The organism is Micromonospora inyonensis, assembly GCF_900091415.1.
In the GTDB taxonomy this organism is placed as follows: Bacteria; Actinomycetota; Actinomycetes; order Mycobacteriales; family Micromonosporaceae; genus Micromonospora; species Micromonospora inyonensis.
In genome coordinates, this window is the sequence record NZ_FMHU01000002.1 from 1,950,813 (window position 1) to 1,968,097 (window position 17,285).

Consider the following 17,285-nt stretch of genomic DNA (forward strand, 5'->3'; position numbering starts at 1 on the left):
TGGGTTCATCCCGGTCAACACCAGTCCGTTTACCCACCGCACCACGCAGGATAAGCAGGACTGGGCCAAGCTCGTCGCCGCAATGGAACACGCACTACGGCTGCACCGGCACCGGCCAGGAAGCCTAATTTCCCCACGCTCTGCCGCAAGCATCGAGTCTGGCTCGCCAGCAAGACCAGTCTCACCAACACCCCGGAGATTGTTACCGCCCACCGCCGATACGGCCGGCTCCTCGCCGCGACCGGCGACCGTCAGTGGACTGACGGACAGTTGCACCGCGCCACCCGAATCTTGATGGACTGGGCACCCCGCAGCTATCGCTTCGCCCCCCGTCTGCATGAACGTTGGGAAGCCCGGGGCAAGGCGCTTCCCGGCTTTCACAGCGCCTATAAGCCGACCTACCTGCTTGTCTATCCCGAAGCAGTCGCCCTGACTGAGGTCTTCTGCGACCTCGAATGGCGCCGCCACGTCGCGATGGTTCGCGAGTTGCAGGTGATTGACTTCTATCTGTACGTCGCGAAACGTCTCAACCAGCCCCCCGACTTCGCTCGCTGGCTGGAACGCCCTTGGGTCCGCCTCCTACGCCGCAACTACGAGTCGGTTCCCAACCCGCTCCAGCGGTGGGTCTCGGAGATCCGCCACAAGCACTCGAAGATCCGCACCGAGTTCTACGAACGTCACGCGGGGTTCGCCCGACCCCCGTTCCCCGAAATCCGCCACTTCAAGTGAGAGACGACGACCAGTGACCACACCGAGCACGAATGGCGAACCGCAGGTCAGCCCAACTCAACCCCGCCAACTCGAACGAGACGAGACAGGTGAACCCGGTCCGCGCGTGCGGGGGCGGTGCCGGCCTGCTCGGCGGCGACCAGGTAGCCGGCCCACTTCGTCGGCACGAGCCCGATCGGAACCAGTTACGGATCGCCCTCGTGACCTGGACCGAACGGACCCACCACCGACGCCGATGGCAACGGTCCCGCGCGGTGGACGCCTGCTCGGCTCAGTGGGTCAGGATGTAGGTGATGTCCTTCAGCGGGAGGTACGACAGCATCGCGACGACCGCCAGCCAGGTCCCGTAGCGGACGATGAGACCGGTCGCGGTCCGCCCCCCGGGTCCAGGTGCGCGGAAGGCGGAGTACCAACGGTGCTGCGCCATGAACGTGTAGCGGCCGTTCGGCTTGCGCTCGAAGGGAAGCCACGCGTTGCGTGCACGCACGGCCCGGACCACGTGGTAGACGAAGGGCACCGCGAACAGCGCCCACACGGTGCCGAAGAGCGCCAAGGAGTAGTAGAAGATGTGCAACGATCCCCCTGGAGCGGGCTCCATGCCTTCGGGCCCTCCCGAGCCGACCATCGGCGGAGCCTCCGCCCAACCAATGCCAGGATGATGTCATGAGGGCCGACGCCATCCCGCGGCAGATCCTCACGCGCATCCAGGATCAGCGCTGCGTCAGTCGCTGCGGTGTCGCAGATAGGTGTCGAGCGCGGCCGCGCCGGTCAGCATGGCCCGACCCCGGGCGGTCAGCCGGTCGCGCCACTGGCGCAGGGTCGCCCGCAGCGGCTCCGGTCCGCCCGCCGCCCGCACCTGCTCCAGCACCCGCGCGATCTGCTCGAGCCCGTGCCCCCCACGCCGCAGCTGGTGGGCCAACAGCGTGTCGCGTACGTCGGCGGCGGTGTAGACGCGATACCCGGTGCGCGGATCGCGCCGGGGCACGACCACACCGGCCCGCTGCCACGTGCGCAAGGTCGCCGGCCGGATGCCGAGCCGGCGCGCCAGCGGCCCGATGAACGTCACACCCGGTTCCCCGGCACGGGGTGGCTCCAGGTCACGCAGTGCCCGTTCCACGGCCTCCAGGGTGCGCCGGTCGTCGGCCAACTGCGCGTGACCGTCGTCGATCAGCCGTAGCGCCTCCTCGACGGTGCCGCCGTTCACGGCGCGCATGATCGCCCCGGCGGTCGCGTGGCCGTACGCGGGGATCAGGGTCAGGAACGTCCGCAGGGCGGCCGCGTGATGCGCAGCGTAGATGCGGTAGCCGTGCGGCGAGCGCTCGGCGGGCGGCAGGATCCCCGCCTCCTCGTAGTTGCGCACCGCCTGCGTGGACAGGCCGTGTTCGCGTGCCAGATCGATGGGCCGCAACCGCATTTTGACAGTACGTCCTCGTCCACCGCTGGAAGCGTCACAAAGGTTTACACCGGCAGTTCAACGATAGGGTCGAAGGGATGACGGACCCAATCCGACCCCCTCGTCGCGGTCGCGGGTGCGAATGACACGGGCCGGGTTTGCGTGGTCTTCCCGAACGATAGTCCTCAAGCGCCGGTTACCGCCGACAACGGCGTGGGGGAACGTCGACGGTGGCCACGGCGTCCGCGTCGGCGATCGCACCCTTGTCCCGATCCGTAGCGGTAGGCACGGGTGGACCTGTCACGCCAGAAGGACGCGCCAGCGGTCGGCCGACTCGATGCCGTCCAGGCTGACCCGTTCCAGGAATGCCCCTGCCCTGGCCAGCCGCTGCCCCACGGGGCTGTCGGGCCCGGACGTCTCCGCCGCGGCCAGCGCGGCCTGCGCCGCCTCGAGCGTCTGCCGCGCGCCGATCACGACGGACTGGTACCAGGCCTCGTCGTCGACCACGTAGACGTCGCGACGCCGCTGCGGATCACGCTCGCGCCGGACGTACCCGCTGCGGACCAGGTAGTTCACCGCCACGGAGACGGAGGCCGGGCTGGCCCGGAGCCTGCGGGTCAGCTCGGCGGCGGTACGCCTGCCGTCTTCGGACAGCAACAGGTCGACGTGCACGCGCGCGGTCATCCTCGGTAGTCCCGTCCGGACCGCCAGCTCGACGATCTCGTCTCCCGCCGTGCCGCCCGTCGGTCCGGCCGCGCGCGGGGGCGCCGGTGTGCCGCGCCGCGCGCGCTGGGCCGTCACCCGGTGCGCCTGCTGGGGGTGGTAGCCGCCGGGGCCGCCGTTGCGTCCGACCTCCCGGCTGATCGTCGAGGTCGGACGGTCGAGCCGCCGCGCGATCTCGGCGTAGGAGATCCTGGCGGCGAGTCCGGCCGCGATGCGCTGGCGGTCCTGCTGGGTCAACCGTCCTCCTGGCATCCCGCGAGTATTGCCTTCGCCGTCATCCATTGCAACGCGGTATTGCGTTAGAGGACAGCGTCATTGCATCAGTTTTCCGCCGTTGACCTGCGGGAACGCTCTTCTGCTGATTGACATTCATTCCGAGCAAAACGTAGCTTTCGACCATCGCTGAACAGTCACCATCGCGAGATGAGGAATGGTCATGGGTGAATCCCTGCACACCGTCCGGGCGATGCCGACGGCACGTCAGCCCGGCTGCCCGTTCGACCCGCCGGCAGAACTGATCGACGCACGCCGGCACGGCCCCATCAGCCGCTACACCTTCCCCGGCGGCAGACCCGGCTGGCTGATCACCGGATACGACCTGGTCAGGTCGGTCCTGGCCGACTCCCGGTTCAGCTCACGCAAGGAACTCATGCTCCACCCGACCATCGACTACGGAGACATCACGATCCCCCCGGCGCCGCCCGGCGAGTTCCTCCTCATGGACGAACCTCAGCACAGCCGCTACCGAAAACCGCTGATGGGCAGGTTCACCGTACGACGGATGCGGCTGCTCACCGAACGCGTCGAGCAGATCACCGCCGAACACCTGGACGCCATGGAGAAGACCGGCCCACCGACGGACCTGGTGACCGCGTTCGCCAAGCCCATCCCCGCCATCGTGATCTGCGAGCTGCTGGGGGTGCCCTACCAGGACCGGGGTTCCTTCCAGGAGCAGGTCGACTCGTTCATGAACGGGGAGACCAGCGACGAGGACCTGTTCGCGGCCTACACCGCGACCCAGGACTACCTGACGGAGCTGGTGGCTACCAAACGCGCGAACCCCACCGACGACGTGCTCAGCGACCTCACCGACACCGACCTCACCGACGAGGAGCTGAAGGGGATCGCCCTGATCCTGCTGGCGGCCGGGCTCGACACCACCGCGAACATGCTGGCGCTGGGCACCTTCGCGCTGCTGCGCAACCCGGAGCAGTTGGCCGCGCTGCGCGCCGATCCCACGCTCGCCGACCGGGCTGTGGAGGAGCTGCTGCGGTACCTCAGTGTCGCCAAGACGTTCATGCGGACGGCGCTGGAGGATGTCGAGGTGGGCGGCCAGACCATCAGGGCCGGCTCGCCGGTGATCCTGTCGTACCACACCGCCAACCGCGACCCCGAGCGCTTCACCGATCCCCACACGCTCGACCTCCGCCGGCGCGACGGCGGGCACCTGGCCTTCGGTCACGGCATCCACCAGTGCCTGGGTCAGCAACTGGCCCGCGTCGAGATGCGGATCGCGTTCCCCGCGCTGGTCACCCGCTTCCCCACGCTGCGTCTGGCCGTACCGCCCGACGGGGTTGCCCTGCGCCCGGAGACCGCCGACATCTACGGGGTGAAGAGCCTCCCGGTCACCTGGGACGCGTGACCGGTGCGGATCACCGTGGACGCGCAGCGGTGCGTCGGCTCCGGGATGTGCGTGTTGACCGTCGGCGAGGTGTTCGACCAGCAGGACGACGGCAGGGCGGTCGTCCTGCTGGTCGAGCCGCCGGCGGGAACGTGGGACGCGGTTCGCGAGGCCGTCGACCTGTGCCCGGCCGCAGCGATCGTCCTGTCGCCCGAACGCCGACCCTGACCTGGGTCGGGACGGCTTCGCCGGAACCGGTCCCTAACCGGCTCCGGTCAGCCTGCGCACGATCCCGGCGGTCGGGCCCGGCCGGGCCTCGGCGTGCGCCGTGCCCGCCCACAGGTTGATCGCCTCGGGGTCCTCACGGCGGGCCGCCGCTGCCCGGACCGGTGCGGTCAGGTGATGGACGGCGGGATACCCGAGCGGTGCGGTCGACGAGTACGTGTCGGTGAACCGGTTGCGCAGCGCCCGCGCCGGTTGGCCGGTGAACGCCCGGGTCACCACCGTCTCGGTGAACCGCCCCGACAGCATCGCGTCGCGCTGCACCGCCCGGGTTCCGGCCTCGTCGGCGAGCAGGAACACGGTGCCCGCCTGGACCGCCACCGCGCCGGCTGCCAGCAGGCGCCGCACGTCCCGGGCGGTTCCGGTACCGCCCGCGCCGATGACGGGCAGACCCACGGCGGCGCGGACGTCGCGGACCACCTGCGGCGCCGTGGACGAGCCGTCGTGGTCAGCAGGTGACGTCGTGGCCGAATGACCACCGGCAGACCCTGCCTGCGCGATCAGCGCGTCCGGCCCCACAGCCGCCGCGCGTCGGGCCTCCTCGGCGTCGGTCACCGTCACCAGCACCGTGCAGCCGGCGCGCCGCAGCTCCGTGACGACCGACGCCTCCGGCACCCCGAAGGTGAAACTCACCCAGGGCACCGCCGCGCCGACCGCGATCCGCACCTTGGCGGCGAAACCGTCGTCGTCGGCCAGCCGAAGCCGAGGCAGCTCGACCTCGTACCGCTCCGCCTCTGGTCGGAGAGCCTGCCGGTACTCCCGCAGTGGTCCCACGTCGACCGGTGGCGGTGACGGCAGGAAGATGTTCAACCCGTACGGCAACCGGCTGGCCCGCACCTCGGCGACCTCCCGGGCCACCAGGTCGGCCGACTTGTACCCGGCCGCCAGAAAGCCCAGCGCACCGGCGGCCGCGGCCGCCGTCACCAGGCCCGGCGTCGATGGTCCGCCGGCCATCGGCGCCACCACGACCGGGCGCCCGAACTCCCACACCATGACCCCATCCTGCCCCGCCGGCACACCACCACGCCCGGTCCCCGGACGTGACGGGCGTGGTGGGGGCCCGGCGGCCGCCCCTCGCCGTCGCCCGCCAGCTAGTGTGCTGAGTCGTTAATTCGTTGGCAATATGCGGCGATCGTTTCGAGGATGTTGTCTGCCGTCTTGGTCCACACGAACGGTTTCGGGTCGGCGTTCCACGCCTCGATCCAGGCGGTGACGTCGGCTTCCAGTGCGGCGATACTGCGGTGGGTCGATCGGCGGAGTTTGCGGTTGGTTAGCTCGGCGAACCAGCGCTCGACGAGGTTGAGCCAGGACGAGTAGGTCGGGGTGAAGTGCAGGTGGAACCGGGGGTGCTTGAGTAGCCACTGCCCGATGGCGGGCGTCTTGTGGGTGGCGTAGTTGTCCAGCACGAGATGCAGCTCCAGGTCGGGCGGGGTTGCCCGGTCGATGGTGCGCAGGAAGCGCAGGAACTCCTGGTGGCGGTGTTTGCGTTGGGTTTGGCCGATGACCTTGCCGGTGGCCACGTCGAGGGCGGCGAACAGGCTGGTGGTGCCGTGGCGGACGTAGTCGTGGGTCACCCGGCCGGGGACACCGGGCATCATCGGCAGCATCGGCGCGGTCCGATCCAGGGCCTGGATCTGCGATTTCTCGTCCACGGCGAGGACCATGGCGGCCTCCGGCGGGTCCAGGTACAGCCCGACGATGTCGCGGACCTTGTCGATGAACAGCGGGTCGGTCGACAGCTTCCAACTCTGGACCTGGTGCGGTTTGAGGCCGAACGCCCGCCAGATCCGCGAGACCGCGGTCTGGTTCAGCCCCACCGCCGTGGCCATCGACCGCGTCGACCAATGACTGTCCTGATCGGGCGGCAGCTCTTCGAGCGTCTTCGTGATCACGGCCTCGACCTGGGCGTCGCCGATCTTCCGTGGCGCGCCCGGTCGCGGCTCGTCGCGCAGCCCGTCCACCCGATCGGCCACGAACCGCTTACGCCACTTGCCGACCGTCGGCAGCGACACCCCAAGCCGGCGAGACACCTCGCTGTTGGACAGGCCTTCCGCGCAGGCGAGGACGATCCGCCCCGCACCGCCAACGCCTGCGCCGTCTTCGGCCGCCGAGCCAGCCCTCGTAGCGCCTCCCGCTCCTCGGCGGTCAACTCCAGCGGCGCCAGCTTCGGACCACGGCCATCACCCATACCCGCAATCGTCGGCGGCCCGTGGCATCGGCATCGAGGCCACCACGGTCCGCAACCGTTCCACATCGATCCGACCGGCGCCAAGCGCGTCGTACAACGCGCCGTGACCTCGACGGTGCTCCGCCACCAGGGACAAGGCCGGCAGCGACCGTACCGGCCCGTCCGCGCACAACACCGCGTCGGCCAACTCGAACAGCGCATCAGCTCTGGCGCTCAGACAGCGATGCAGTTCCGTACGGAACGTCGCGAGGTCCCCAACCGCGCTTCCACGCGCGGCGTCATGCACACTGATCATCCCGCAGCCCTTGGTCCTGATCTTCTTCCCTAGACAAGAGGATTGATCGATCAAGGGCTGCGGCCATGATCGCCCGGGGGGCGATGCAACCGACCCCAGGTTAAAGATCAAGCTAGTGTGCTGAGTCGTTAATTCGTTGGTAGATTGCGGGTATGGGTGATGTCCGTGGTCCGAAGCTGGCGCCGCTGGAGTTGACCGCCGAGGAGCGGGAGGCGCTACGAGGGCTGGCTCGGCGGCCGAAGACGGCGCAGGCGTTGGCGGTGCGGGGCGGATCGTCCTCGCCTGCGCGGAAGGCCTGTCCAACAGCGAGGTGTCTCGCCGGCTTGGGGTGTCGCTGCCGACGGTCGGCAAGTGGCGTAAGCGGTTCGTGGCCGATCGGGTGGACGGGCTGCGCGACGAGCCGCGACCGGGCGCGCCACGGAAGATCGGCGACGCCCAGGTCGAGGCCGTGATCACGAAGACGCTCGAAGAGCTGCCGCCCGATCAGGACAGTCATTGGTCGACGCGGTCGATGGCCACGGCGGTGGGGCTGAACCAGACCGCGGTCTCGCGGATCTGGCGGGCGTTCGGCCTCAAACCGCACCAGGTCCAGAGTTGGAAGCTGTCGACCGACCCGCTGTTCATCGACAAGGTCCGCGACATCGTCGGGCTGTACCTGGACCCGCCGGAGGCCGCCATGGTCCTCGCCGTGGACGAGAAATCGCAGATCCAGGCCCTGGATCGGACCGCGCCGATGCTGCCGATGATGCCCGGTGTCCCCGGCCGGGTGACCCACGACTACGTCCGCCACGGCACCACCAGCCTGTTCGCCGCCCTCGACGTGGCCACCGGCAAGGTCATCGGCCAAACCCAACGCAAACACCGCCACCAGGAGTTCCTGCGCTTCCTGCGCACCATCGACCGGGCAACCCCGCCCGACCTGGAGCTGCATCTCGTGCTGGACAACTACGCCACCCACAAGACGCCCGCCATCGGGCAGTGGCTACTCAAGCACCCCCGGTTCCACCTGCACTTCACCCCGACCTACTCGTCCTGGCTCAACCTCGTCGAGCGCTGGTTCGCCGAGCTAACCAACCGCAAACTCCGCCGATCGACCCACCGCAGTATCGCCGCACTGGAAGCCGACGTCACCGCCTGGATCGAGGCGTGGAACGCCGACCCGAAACCGTTCGTGTGGACCAAGACGGCAGACAACATCCTCGAAACGATCGCCGCATATTGCCAACGAATTAACGACTCAGCACACTAGACGAGTAGTTCCGAAGTCGGAGGTCGATGTCTGGGCATGAAGAGAGGGCGTCCAAGATCGTGTTGTGACGCAAGATTTGGACACCCTCTTGACCGCACTCTACGTGAAGATCGACGACACCATCCGGACGCCCCGGTGGCGAGGCCGGCCACCGCTGCTCACCGACTCCGAGCTGGTCTGCCTGGCCGTGGCGCAGGTCCTGCTCGGTGCCCGTTCGGAGGCCCACTGGATCCGCTACGCCCGTATCCACCTGGCCGGCATGTTCCCCTACCTGCCGCAGCGATCGGGCTACAACAAACGGCTCCGCGCCGCCCTCCCACTGATCAAGAAGGCGATCCGGGACCTGGCCCGCGACAGTGACTTCTGGTTCGACAACCACTGGATCGTCGACTCCACGCCGATACCCTGCGGTATGTCCCGCCCCACCGTGCAACGCTCCGACCTGGCCGGCTGGGCCGGATACGGCTACTGCGCCTCACACTCCCGCTTCTTCTGGGGCCTGCGGCTCTACCTGGTGTGCACCCCGACCGGCATGCCGATCCTGTGGGCCCTGGCCAACCCGAAGATCGGCGAACGCGAGGTCCTCGCCGCGATGCTGGACGTCGAGGCCGGCGTGGTCGCCGAGCACGACGGGATCCTGCTGATCAGCGACAAGGGCTTCGCCTCCAAGCCGTTCGAGCGGCAGTTGGCCGAGCAGGGCATCGAACTGCTGCGCCCGTCGCGCAAGCGGGAGAAGGCCCGCTACGGCGAGCCGATGCTCAAGAAGGTCCGACAACTGATCGAGTCGGTCAACGACACCCTCAAGGGTCAGCTTGACCTGGAACAACACGGCGGACGGACCTTCGCCGGTGTTGCTGTCCGTGTCGCCCAACGCCTGCTCGCCATGGCCGCCGCGATCTGGCACAACAACAAGACCGGCGCCCCCGTCACCCGGTCACTGATCGCTTACGACCGCTGACCGGGTTTCGGAACTACTCGTCTAGGGCCGGGGCGTGCGGCGCCACCAGCGGCGTCGCCGCGTGGGCCGGTCGGACACCGCTGCGGCGGCAGGGGGGTCGCCGGCCGGCACCAGCCGGGAGCGGGCCGCCCGCCACTGCCGCACCACCGCGTCGACGTCGACCGGCCGGACCACCACCCGAGGCCCGGTCGGCGTCCGCAGCCACGCCACGATCTGCGTGTTCAGCTCCTGCGCGTACGCCCGCACCGCCGCCTCGGTGGGCACGTCCCGGACCTCGTCGGGCAGCCGCTCGACGCGCCTGCGCAGCAGCAGGGGGGTGGGCAGGAGCGCCTCGGTGGGGATCTTCTCCCGCTCCAGCAGTCCCTTGATCCACCACTGTTCGTCGTACGGCAGGTCCCGGCCGGGAATGGGCCGGCCCGCGCCGGGCAGGTTGTCGAACTCGCCGCGTTCCACGGCGGCGCGGATCTGCGCCTCGGCCGCCGCCTCCCAGGCGTAGGTCATGCCGGAACCTCCCCGTGTCGTCGACACCCGCCACCAGGATGCCCCACCGGGCGGGGACGTTCCCACCCCGGCGGGCCGCACACCGGCCGGGGGCCGCCGCGCGTGCCCTAGACTTCGCCCTCGATGGACGACCAGGCCACCCCCGTCGACACCCGCCCCTGCGCGCACTGCGGCCGGGACGTGCCGCAACGCGCCGGCGCGGGCCGTCCGTTCCGGTACTGCCGTGACAACGACGGCGCCTGCCAACGCGCGTCGCGCAACAGCCGGATGCGCCACCGCAACGCCCCCGGCCTCGCCGGCCAGGTGGCCCGGACCTGGGAGGCGGTGGACCGCCTCGACCAGCTCGTGGACTCCCTGACCGAGACGCTGCACGCCGAGCTGTCCCCGGTGGGGGTGGAACGGCAGCTCGCCCAGGTCCGCGCGGAGGCGGCCGGGCAGGTGGCGCAGGCCCACACCGAGCGCGATGAGGCACGCCGCGCCGCCGAGGACGCGCGGGCCGCCGAGGTGGCCGCCCGCCGGGCCGCCGAGGACGCCGTCGCCCAGCGGGACGCCGCGCGCGCGGACGCGACCCGGCACGCCGAGGACGCCGCGCGGTCCGCCGACCGGGCCGCGGACGCCGAGACGGCCCGCGACGCCGCGCACCGGACGGCCAGCGCCGCCGAGGCGCTGCGGGTGCAGGCCGAACGGGACCGGGACGCGGCCCGCCACGACCTGCGGACCGTCCGCGCGGAACGGGACACCGAACGCCGTCGCGTCGCCGAGGTGACCGCCGAGCGGGACACCGCCCGCACCGACGCCGACCGGGCCGCCTCGGCCGCCGCCGACGCGGTCGCCCGCGCCGACCGGGCGCAGGCCACCGCCGACGCCGCCGGTCGGGACGCCGACGCGCACCGTGCCGCCGCCGAACGGGCCCGCGCCGAGGCGCAGGCCGCCCGCCGGGAGGCCGCCGAGGCGACCCGGTCGGCGGAAGCGGCCCGCGTCGACGCCGACGCCGCCCGCGCCGAGAGCGCCGCCACGGCGCGACGGGCCCGGGAGGAGATCGCCGCCCTCGCCGCCCACCGGGACCGGCTCACCACCGACGTGGCCGACGCCCGCCAGGCGGCAGCCACCGCCGAGGCCCGCCTGGCGGAGCTGACCGTACGGTTGCGTGCGGCCGAAACCGACCGGGACGCGGCGGTGACCCGCGCCGCCCAGCTGGCCGACCAGGTCAGCGACCTGGCCACGGCACTGGCCCGGCTGGGGTCGGCGACACCGCGCTGACCAGCCCCGGCCGGCCCGCGTATCGGTCACCGTCGAGGGCCACCGGAACGGGCCGGGTACCATACAGGTGACAGCCAGCACACTCCACCGTTTCCCACCCGGCCGGCGGTGCCCGCCGGGGGACCGGCGTGGCTCGCCCGCCGGGCGTGGCCGCGTCACCGGGGAATGCCCCGGCGACGGCGGGCCGTTACACCGAGAAGACCAGCACCACCAACGAGGGGAAGTCGAACATGGGCGAGCGTATGCTGCGTGGTAGCCGTCTGGGCGCGGTCAGCTACGAGTCCGACCGCAACACGGAGCTCGCGCCGCGTCAGACCCGCGAGTACCTCTGCGCCAAGGGCCACCAGTTCGAGGTGCCGTTCGCCGTCGACGCCGAGGTGCCGACCACCTGGGAGTGCAAGTTCGACGGCAGCGTCGCCCGGCTGGTCGACGGCAGCGAGCCCGAGCAGAAGAAGGCCAAGCCGCCGCGCACCCACTGGGACATGCTGCTGGAGCGCCGGTCGATCGCCGAGCTGGAGGACATCCTCGCCGAGCGGCTTCAGGAGGTCCGCACCCGCCGCGGTCGCGCCTGACCATCCACGACGGGCCCCCGGGACGGATCTCCGTCCCGGGGGCCCGTCGTGGAGTCAGGGGGCTTCACCGGCCCGGTTCGACGATCTCTCCCTCGATCGCGGCGGCCGGGTCGACGCCCGGCCGGGGCGGGCCCGGTTCGGTCGGCGGCGTCGCACCCCGGTACACCCGCACCCGGCGGGGACCGAACAGGTCACCGGCGACCATCGACGACACCCGCCGTTCCGTGGCCCGCTGCACGCCCGCGCCGGCGAGCCGGCGCAGCGGCGGCACCAGCAACGCCACCCCCACCACACCGCTGACCAGGCCCGGCACGGCCAGCAGCAGCGCACCGGCCAGGCCGACGAGCCCGTCGGTCAACTGCCGGCCGGGTGGCTGGTGCGACTCGACGCTGGCCCGGAAGCCCCGCCAGGCGCGCATGCCCTCCCGGCGCAGCAGCAGCAGACCCACCAGCGACACGGCGAACACCACCAGCACCGCCGAGGCGAACCCGATCGCCTCGCCGACCAGCACGAACACCGCGACCTCGGCGGCCAGCCCGGCCAGCAACCCCAGCGGTACGAACCTCCACGTCCGGCGCATCACACCTCATCCGACGTCGGCGACGCTTCCCCGGTCAAGGATGCCACGGGCACCGGTCACGGCCACCGGCCCGCGACCGGCCGCCGCCGTCCGCGCCGCCGGTCCTGCAACCCCCACAGGGTGATCCGCCACAACGCCTCCAGCACGATCCACGGGCTCATCTTGCTCGATCCGCGTTCCCGCTCGGCGAACGTGATCGGCACCTCCACCATCCGCGCTCCGGCCCGATGCAGCAGCCGCGACAACTCCACCTGGAACGAGTAGCCCCGCGAACACACCCGGTCCAGGTCGACGGCGTCGAGGGCGCGCAGCCGGTACACCCGGTAGCCGCCGGTCGCGTCGGAGACGGGCACCCCGAGGGCCCACCGGGCGTACCAGTTCCCGCCGCGCGACAGCAGCAGCCGCCGCCACGGCCAGTTCAGGACCCGCGCGCCGCGTTGCCACCGGGACCCGATGACCACGTCGGCGTCGCGGGCGGCGTCCAGCAGCGTCGGCAGGTCCTCCGGGGCGTGCGACCCGTCGGCGTCCATCTCCACGACCGCGTCGTAGCCGCGCCGCCGCGCCCACGCGAATCCCGCCAGGTACGCCGCGCCGAGTCCCGCCTTGCCCTCGCGGTGCAGCACGTGCACCCGGGGGTCGACGCGGGCCAGCCCGTCGGCGAGCGCCCCCGTGCCGTCGGGGCTGTTGTCGTCGGCGACCAGCACGTCCACTCCGGGCGCGTGCCGGTGGACCCGGTCGACGATCCCGGCGAGGTTGTCGGCTTCGTTGTAGGTGGGCACCACCACCAGTACCCGCCCCACGTCCGGACGTCCGACCGTCCGGCCGGTCTGCTCGCCCACCTGGACCTCCCCCGGTCGCGCCGGCCCGTCCGGACCGGTCGTCGTGCGGTTCTACCCGGGCGGCACCGGCCGGCGTCGCCGCACGGCCGCGCCGGCCAGGACGAGACCGGCGGCCACCAGCAGCGCCACCTCCGGCCACACGCCCATCCGGGTGGCCGGGGTCGACCCGGTACCGAGCCGTATCTGCCGGACCACCACCGCGCCGGTGTTGAACCCGGTGGCCCCGTCTACCCGCCCGTCGGGGGACACGAACCCGGACACCCCGACCGTGGAGGCCATCAACGCGCCCCGGCCGTGCTCGACGGCCCGCAACCGGACCATCGCCATCTGCTGCAACGCCTCGGATTCGTCGAACGTCGCGTTGTTGGTCTGCACCACCAGCAGCTCCGCGCCGCCGGTGACCGTGTCACGGACCAGCCCGTCGTAGGCGACCTCGAAGCAGATCACGTCACCGAGGACCGCGTCACCGGTGCGCAGCACACCCGGCGTGTCACCGGGCACGAAGTCCGCCCGGATCCGGTCGACCTGCTTGCTGACCATCCGCGCCAGGTTCCGCATGGGCACGTACTCGGCGAACGGCACCGGGTGCCGTTTGGTGTACAACTGCCCGGTGTCGGGACCGCTGCCTGGCCGCCACAGCAGCCCCGCGTTGCGCACCTGCCCCTCGCCGGGGCCACGCAGCACCGCCCCGACGAGGATGGGCGCGCCGATCGTGTCGGCGGCCCGGGAGATCCGCGCCCCCGCCGTGGTGTCGCGCAGCGGGTCGATGTCGCTGGAGTTCTCCGGCCACACCACCAGGTCGGGGCGGCGGGCCTGCCCGGCGGTGACCTGCCGGGCCAAACCGAGGGTGGCCTCGACGTGGTTGTCGAGCACCGCCTGCCGTTGGGCGTTGAAGTCCAACCCGAGGCGGGGCACGTTGCCCTGCACGATCGCCACGGTGACCTGCTCGCCGCCGCCCCGCACCCCCACCGGGACGGCCAGGGCGGCGGCGACGACGGCGGCCAGGCCCACGGCCGGCGCGACGGTGTGCGGGCGGGGCCGCCGCCACGACCGCCACGACAGGGTCGCCAGCAGCCCACCGGCGAGCGCGACGGCGACGGTGACCAGCGGGGCACCGCCGAGCCCGGCCAGCCGCAGCAGCGGCGAGTCGCCCTGGCTGAACGCCAGCCGCCCCCACGGGAACCCACCGAACGGGGTACGGTCGCGCAGCGCCTCCTGCCCCACCCACAGCAGCGCCGTGGCCACCGGCCACAGCGCCCGCCGCCGGTCCACCAGCGGGGACACGTAGGCGGTGGCCGCGCCGAGCAACGCCATGTAGGCGGCCTGGGAAAGGCTCAGCAGCACCCACGGCAGGTAGCCGGTGTGCAGGTTCGTCCAGGCCAGCAGCGGCGCGAACAGGGTCACCCCGGTGAGGAAACCCAGGGCCGCGCCGGCGCGGGCCCGCCGCCGGTGCGCCGCCGCGGCGAGGGCCGCCACCCCGACCGCGGCGAGGGGCCACCACCCGTACGGGGGGAACGCCGCCAGCAGCGCCAACCCGGCCACCACCGCCAGCGCCACGGCCGCCGCCAGGGGCAGCGGACGCGGCGACGGCGGCGTGCCGGCGGCGGCGGGGCGTACCTCGTTGAGCGTCGTCACCGGCACCTCACCCTCGATCACACCGCCGAAGGTTACCCGCCGGCCACCGCGACGCCTCAGGGCAGCCGGTGGGCGACGAGGACGGCGTCGTGGACGGTGACGTCCCGACCGTCGGGGTCCACGGCGGCACGCGGCCGGGCCTGCGCGACGCGGACCCGCCAGCGGGCCGCGTCGAGCAGTTCGGCAGCCTGTTCGGCGGTGAACATCAACTCGGGGAAGTGCATCCGCCGGGCCGTGGTGCGCAGGTCCAAGGGGTGGTGACCGACGACGAGCAGGGTGCCGCCGGGGGCCACCGCGTCGGCCAGCCGGGCCACCAGGTCCCGCCACTGCCCGGCCGGCAGATGCATGAACTGCGCCGACACCAGCTGGTAGGCGCCCGCCTCGGGCGCCTCGACGCGCAGGTCCGCGTGGCGGGCGGTGACCCGGTCGGCGACGCCCGCGTCAGCGGAGTGCGCGGCGGTGCGGTCCACCGCGGTGGGGGCGATGTCCACGGCGGTGACCTGCCAACCCCGGCGGGCCAGCCACACCGCGTCGGCGCCCTCCCCGCAGCCGACGTCCAGGGCCCGCCCCGGTGGCAGGTCGGCGGCCTCGGCGACCAACTGCGGGTTCGGGTTGCCGCTCCACACCGCCGGCCGGGACCGGTACCGCTCCTCCCAGGCGTCCTGCTCGAACATGGTCGCCAGGTCGTGCCGGTACGCCTCGACGGCGTGGGCGGTGTCCTCGGCGACCAGGTCGGCGTTGATCGCCCCGGCGGCGGTCACGCCCTGCGCGGCGGACACGACGACCGTCGCGGCCACGGCGGTGGCGTTCCCGGCCACCCACACCCCGGGCACGTCGGTGGCCCCGACCGCGTCGGCGGGGATCCGGGTGCCGACGAGCTGCCCCTCGTGGTCGACGTCGACCGGGGTCAGCCCGAGCGGGGCCAGCGCGTCGACCCGGGCGGCCACCCGGGTCGCCACCACCAGCGCGTCGACGCGCACCAGCCCACCATCGGCGAGGCGGACCCCGGTGAGCAGGTCGTCGTCGACGACCACTCCGGTGACCGGCCCGTCGACGACGGTGACACCCCGGGCGGCCAACTGCTCGGCCTGCGCCGGGTCGGGCGCGTCGCCATGGTGACGCAGCAGCAGCACGTGCGGGGTCCACTGCCGCCACAGCAGCGCCTGCCGCACCCCCAGCGGTCCGTCGGCGATGACCCCGATGCGCCGGTCGCGGACCTCCCACCCGTGGCAGTACGGGCAGTGCAGCACGTCGCGCCCCCACCGGTCGGCCAGGCCGGGCACGTCCGCCAGCGCGTCGACGCCACCGGTGGCCACCAGCAGCCGCCGTGCCCGCGTCCGCCCCCCGTCGGCGAGAGCGACCGCGAACCCGTCGTCGTCCCGGTCGACGGCGGTGACCGTCGCGTCGACGACGTGCCCGCCGTAGCCGGTGACGTCGGCGCGGGCCGACGCGAGCAGCTCCGCCGGGGCGACGCCCTCCCGGCCGAGGTGGTTGTGCACCCCACCGGCCGGGGCGTTGCGCGGCCGGCCCGCGTCGACCACCAGCACCGACCGGCGGGCCCGGGCCAGGGCCACCGCCCCGGCGAGCCCGGCCGCACCGCCACCGATGACCACCACGTCGTACCTGTCGTCCATCCCGCGCCCCTGTCTGTCGTCGTCGACCGCAACGGTGCGCCCACCCACCCCCCGACGGCAACTATCTTTGCCGGTATGGCAAACGATGACGAGGCGGCGGTCCTAGCCGGCGTCGGCCCCCGGCTCCGGGCCCTACGCACCCGACGCGGCACCACCCTGACCCAACTGGCACAGACCACCGGCATCTCCGTCAGCACCCTGTCCCGGCTGGAGTCCGGGCAGCGCCGCCCCACCCTGGAACTGCTGCTCCCCCTCGCCCGCGCCCACCAGGTGCCCCTCGACGACCTCGTCGGCGCACCCCCCACCACCGACCCGCGCGTACACCCCCGCCCGATCGTGCGCCACGGCATGACGTTCCTGCCGCTGACCCGCCGCCCCGGCGGCCCCCAGGCGTTCAAACAGATCATCCCACCGCACACCCCCGCCGACCCGCAGCCGAAGACCCACGAAGGCTACGAATGGCTGTACGTGCTCTCCGGCCGCGTCCGGCTGATCCTCGGCGACCACGACCTGATCCTCACCCCCGGAGAGGTCGCCGAGTTCGACACCCGGGTGCCGCACGCCGTCGCCAACCCCGACCCGCAGCCGGCGGAGATCCTCAACCTGTTCGGGCCGCAGGGCGAACGGCTGCACGTGCGCGCCCACCCCACCACGTCCCGCTGACCCCGGGCACGAAAATCGGGGCGCGGCAACCGCCGCGCCCCGATGCTCCCAGGCCCTCCCCGGCCGGTGGGGCGAAGATCAGGCACGCCGACCTTCGGACCGACCGGACGGTGGACTGGCTGCCCCCGTCGGGCCGTTGTCTACTGGCCGTGCACCTCACCCT

16 protein-coding genes and 3 pseudogenes are annotated in these 17,285 nt (G+C 72.3%); 8 read left to right on the top strand and 11 right to left on the bottom strand.

What is annotated here, in order from left to right; genetic code table 11:
- The first annotated feature begins 294 nt into the window (after positions 1-294).
- Positions 295-729 (top strand): hypothetical protein, encoded by a 435-nt coding sequence (locus tag GA0074694_RS23120; protein WP_091463763.1) that lies wholly within the window; start codon positions 295-297, stop codon positions 727-729.
- Between the two features lie 271 nt (positions 730-1,000).
- Here GA0074694_RS23120 and GA0074694_RS23125 read toward each other — a convergent pair whose 3' ends face one another.
- From GA0074694_RS23125 to GA0074694_RS34325, 3 genes are all read right to left on the bottom strand, one after another.
- Positions 1,001-1,327: a hypothetical protein gene (locus tag GA0074694_RS23125; RefSeq protein ID WP_141714253.1), complete on the bottom strand. Its 327-nt coding sequence runs from the start codon at positions 1,325-1,327 to the stop codon at positions 1,001-1,003.
- Positions 1,328-1,450: 123 nt separating this feature from the next.
- Entirely contained in the window at positions 1,451-2,143 is a 693-nt protein-coding gene (locus GA0074694_RS23130) for a TioE family transcriptional regulator (RefSeq protein ID WP_091461761.1), read from the bottom strand.
- A 279-nt stretch (positions 2,144-2,422) separates the two neighbouring features.
- Positions 2,423-3,082: a MarR family transcriptional regulator gene (locus GA0074694_RS34325; RefSeq protein WP_091461763.1), complete on the bottom strand. Its 660-nt coding sequence runs from the start codon at positions 3,080-3,082 to the stop codon at positions 2,423-2,425.
- A gap of 199 nt (positions 3,083-3,281) precedes the next feature.
- Between GA0074694_RS34325 and GA0074694_RS23140 the strand changes: the two genes are divergently transcribed.
- Together GA0074694_RS23140 and GA0074694_RS23145 are read left to right on the top strand one after the other, a co-directional pair.
- The gene (locus tag GA0074694_RS23140) at positions 3,282-4,487 is read left to right on the top strand and encodes a cytochrome P450 (protein WP_091461765.1); all 1,206 of its coding nucleotides are present in this window, start codon (positions 3,282-3,284) and stop codon (positions 4,485-4,487) included.
- Positions 4,488-4,490: 3 nt separating this feature from the next.
- Positions 4,491-4,694, top strand: coding sequence for a ferredoxin (locus GA0074694_RS23145; protein WP_091461767.1), 204 nt, complete (start codon positions 4,491-4,493; stop codon positions 4,692-4,694).
- Between the two features lie 33 nt (positions 4,695-4,727).
- Here the strand turns inward: GA0074694_RS23145 and GA0074694_RS23150 are convergent, their stop codons facing one another.
- The 3 genes and pseudogenes from GA0074694_RS23150 to GA0074694_RS23160 all read right to left on the bottom strand — a co-directional run.
- Complete coding sequence (locus GA0074694_RS23150) at positions 4,728-5,741, bottom strand: nitronate monooxygenase (protein WP_091461769.1); 1,014 nt, start codon at positions 5,739-5,741, stop codon at positions 4,728-4,730.
- Between the two features lie 98 nt (positions 5,742-5,839).
- A pseudogene (locus tag GA0074694_RS23155) lies at positions 5,840-6,936 on the bottom strand (IS630 family transposase).
- A 10-nt stretch (positions 6,937-6,946) separates the two neighbouring features.
- Positions 6,947-7,231, bottom strand: a pseudogene (locus GA0074694_RS23160) (transposase); the annotation flags it as partial.
- A 152-nt stretch (positions 7,232-7,383) separates the two neighbouring features.
- On the opposite strand from GA0074694_RS23160, the pseudogene GA0074694_RS23165 reads away from it, so the two are divergent.
- Together GA0074694_RS23165 and GA0074694_RS23170 are read left to right on the top strand one after the other, a co-directional pair.
- Positions 7,384-8,480: pseudogene (locus GA0074694_RS23165) on the top strand (IS630 family transposase).
- Positions 8,481-8,544: 64 nt separating this feature from the next.
- The gene (locus GA0074694_RS23170; RefSeq protein WP_091461771.1) at positions 8,545-9,438 is read left to right on the top strand and encodes an IS982 family transposase; all 894 of its coding nucleotides are present in this window, start codon (positions 8,545-8,547) and stop codon (positions 9,436-9,438) included.
- A 21-nt stretch (positions 9,439-9,459) separates the two neighbouring features.
- Here GA0074694_RS23170 and GA0074694_RS23175 read toward each other — a convergent pair whose 3' ends face one another.
- Positions 9,460-9,939 (bottom strand): DnaJ family domain-containing protein, encoded by a 480-nt coding sequence (locus GA0074694_RS23175; protein ID WP_091461773.1) that lies wholly within the window; start codon positions 9,937-9,939, stop codon positions 9,460-9,462.
- Between the two features lie 123 nt (positions 9,940-10,062).
- On the opposite strand from GA0074694_RS23175, the gene GA0074694_RS23180 reads away from it, so the two are divergent.
- Positions 10,063-11,199, top strand: a complete 1,137-nt coding sequence (locus GA0074694_RS23180) for a hypothetical protein (RefSeq protein ID WP_091461775.1) — start codon at positions 10,063-10,065, stop codon at positions 11,197-11,199.
- 230 nt (positions 11,200-11,429) lie between these two features.
- On the top strand, positions 11,430-11,771 hold the full coding sequence (locus GA0074694_RS23185) for an RNA polymerase-binding protein RbpA (protein WP_046564157.1): 342 nt from the start codon (positions 11,430-11,432) through the stop codon (positions 11,769-11,771).
- A 64-nt stretch (positions 11,772-11,835) separates the two neighbouring features.
- Here GA0074694_RS23185 and GA0074694_RS23190 read toward each other — a convergent pair whose 3' ends face one another.
- The 4 genes from GA0074694_RS23190 to GA0074694_RS23205 are packed head-to-tail and all read right to left on the bottom strand — an operon-like array spanning position 11,836 to position 16,459.
- Complete coding sequence (locus GA0074694_RS23190; protein WP_091461778.1) at positions 11,836-12,351, bottom strand: FxsA family protein; 516 nt, start codon at positions 12,349-12,351, stop codon at positions 11,836-11,838.
- Positions 12,352-12,407: 56 nt separating this feature from the next.
- Complete coding sequence (locus GA0074694_RS23195) at positions 12,408-13,190, bottom strand: polyprenol monophosphomannose synthase (protein ID WP_091461781.1); 783 nt, start codon at positions 13,188-13,190, stop codon at positions 12,408-12,410.
- A 51-nt stretch (positions 13,191-13,241) separates the two neighbouring features.
- The gene (lnt, locus tag GA0074694_RS23200) at positions 13,242-14,825 is read right to left on the bottom strand and encodes an apolipoprotein N-acyltransferase (protein ID WP_425413666.1); all 1,584 of its coding nucleotides are present in this window, start codon (positions 14,823-14,825) and stop codon (positions 13,242-13,244) included.
- Between the two features lie 56 nt (positions 14,826-14,881).
- Positions 14,882-16,459: a bifunctional NAD(P)/FAD-dependent oxidoreductase/class I SAM-dependent methyltransferase gene (locus tag GA0074694_RS23205; RefSeq protein ID WP_091461783.1), complete on the bottom strand. Its 1,578-nt coding sequence runs from the start codon at positions 16,457-16,459 to the stop codon at positions 14,882-14,884.
- Between the two features lie 75 nt (positions 16,460-16,534).
- Between GA0074694_RS23205 and GA0074694_RS23210 the strand changes: the two genes are divergently transcribed.
- Positions 16,535-17,122, top strand: a complete 588-nt coding sequence (locus GA0074694_RS23210) for a helix-turn-helix domain-containing protein (RefSeq protein ID WP_091461786.1) — start codon at positions 16,535-16,537, stop codon at positions 17,120-17,122.
- The last annotated feature ends 163 nt before the right edge of the window (positions 17,123-17,285 follow it).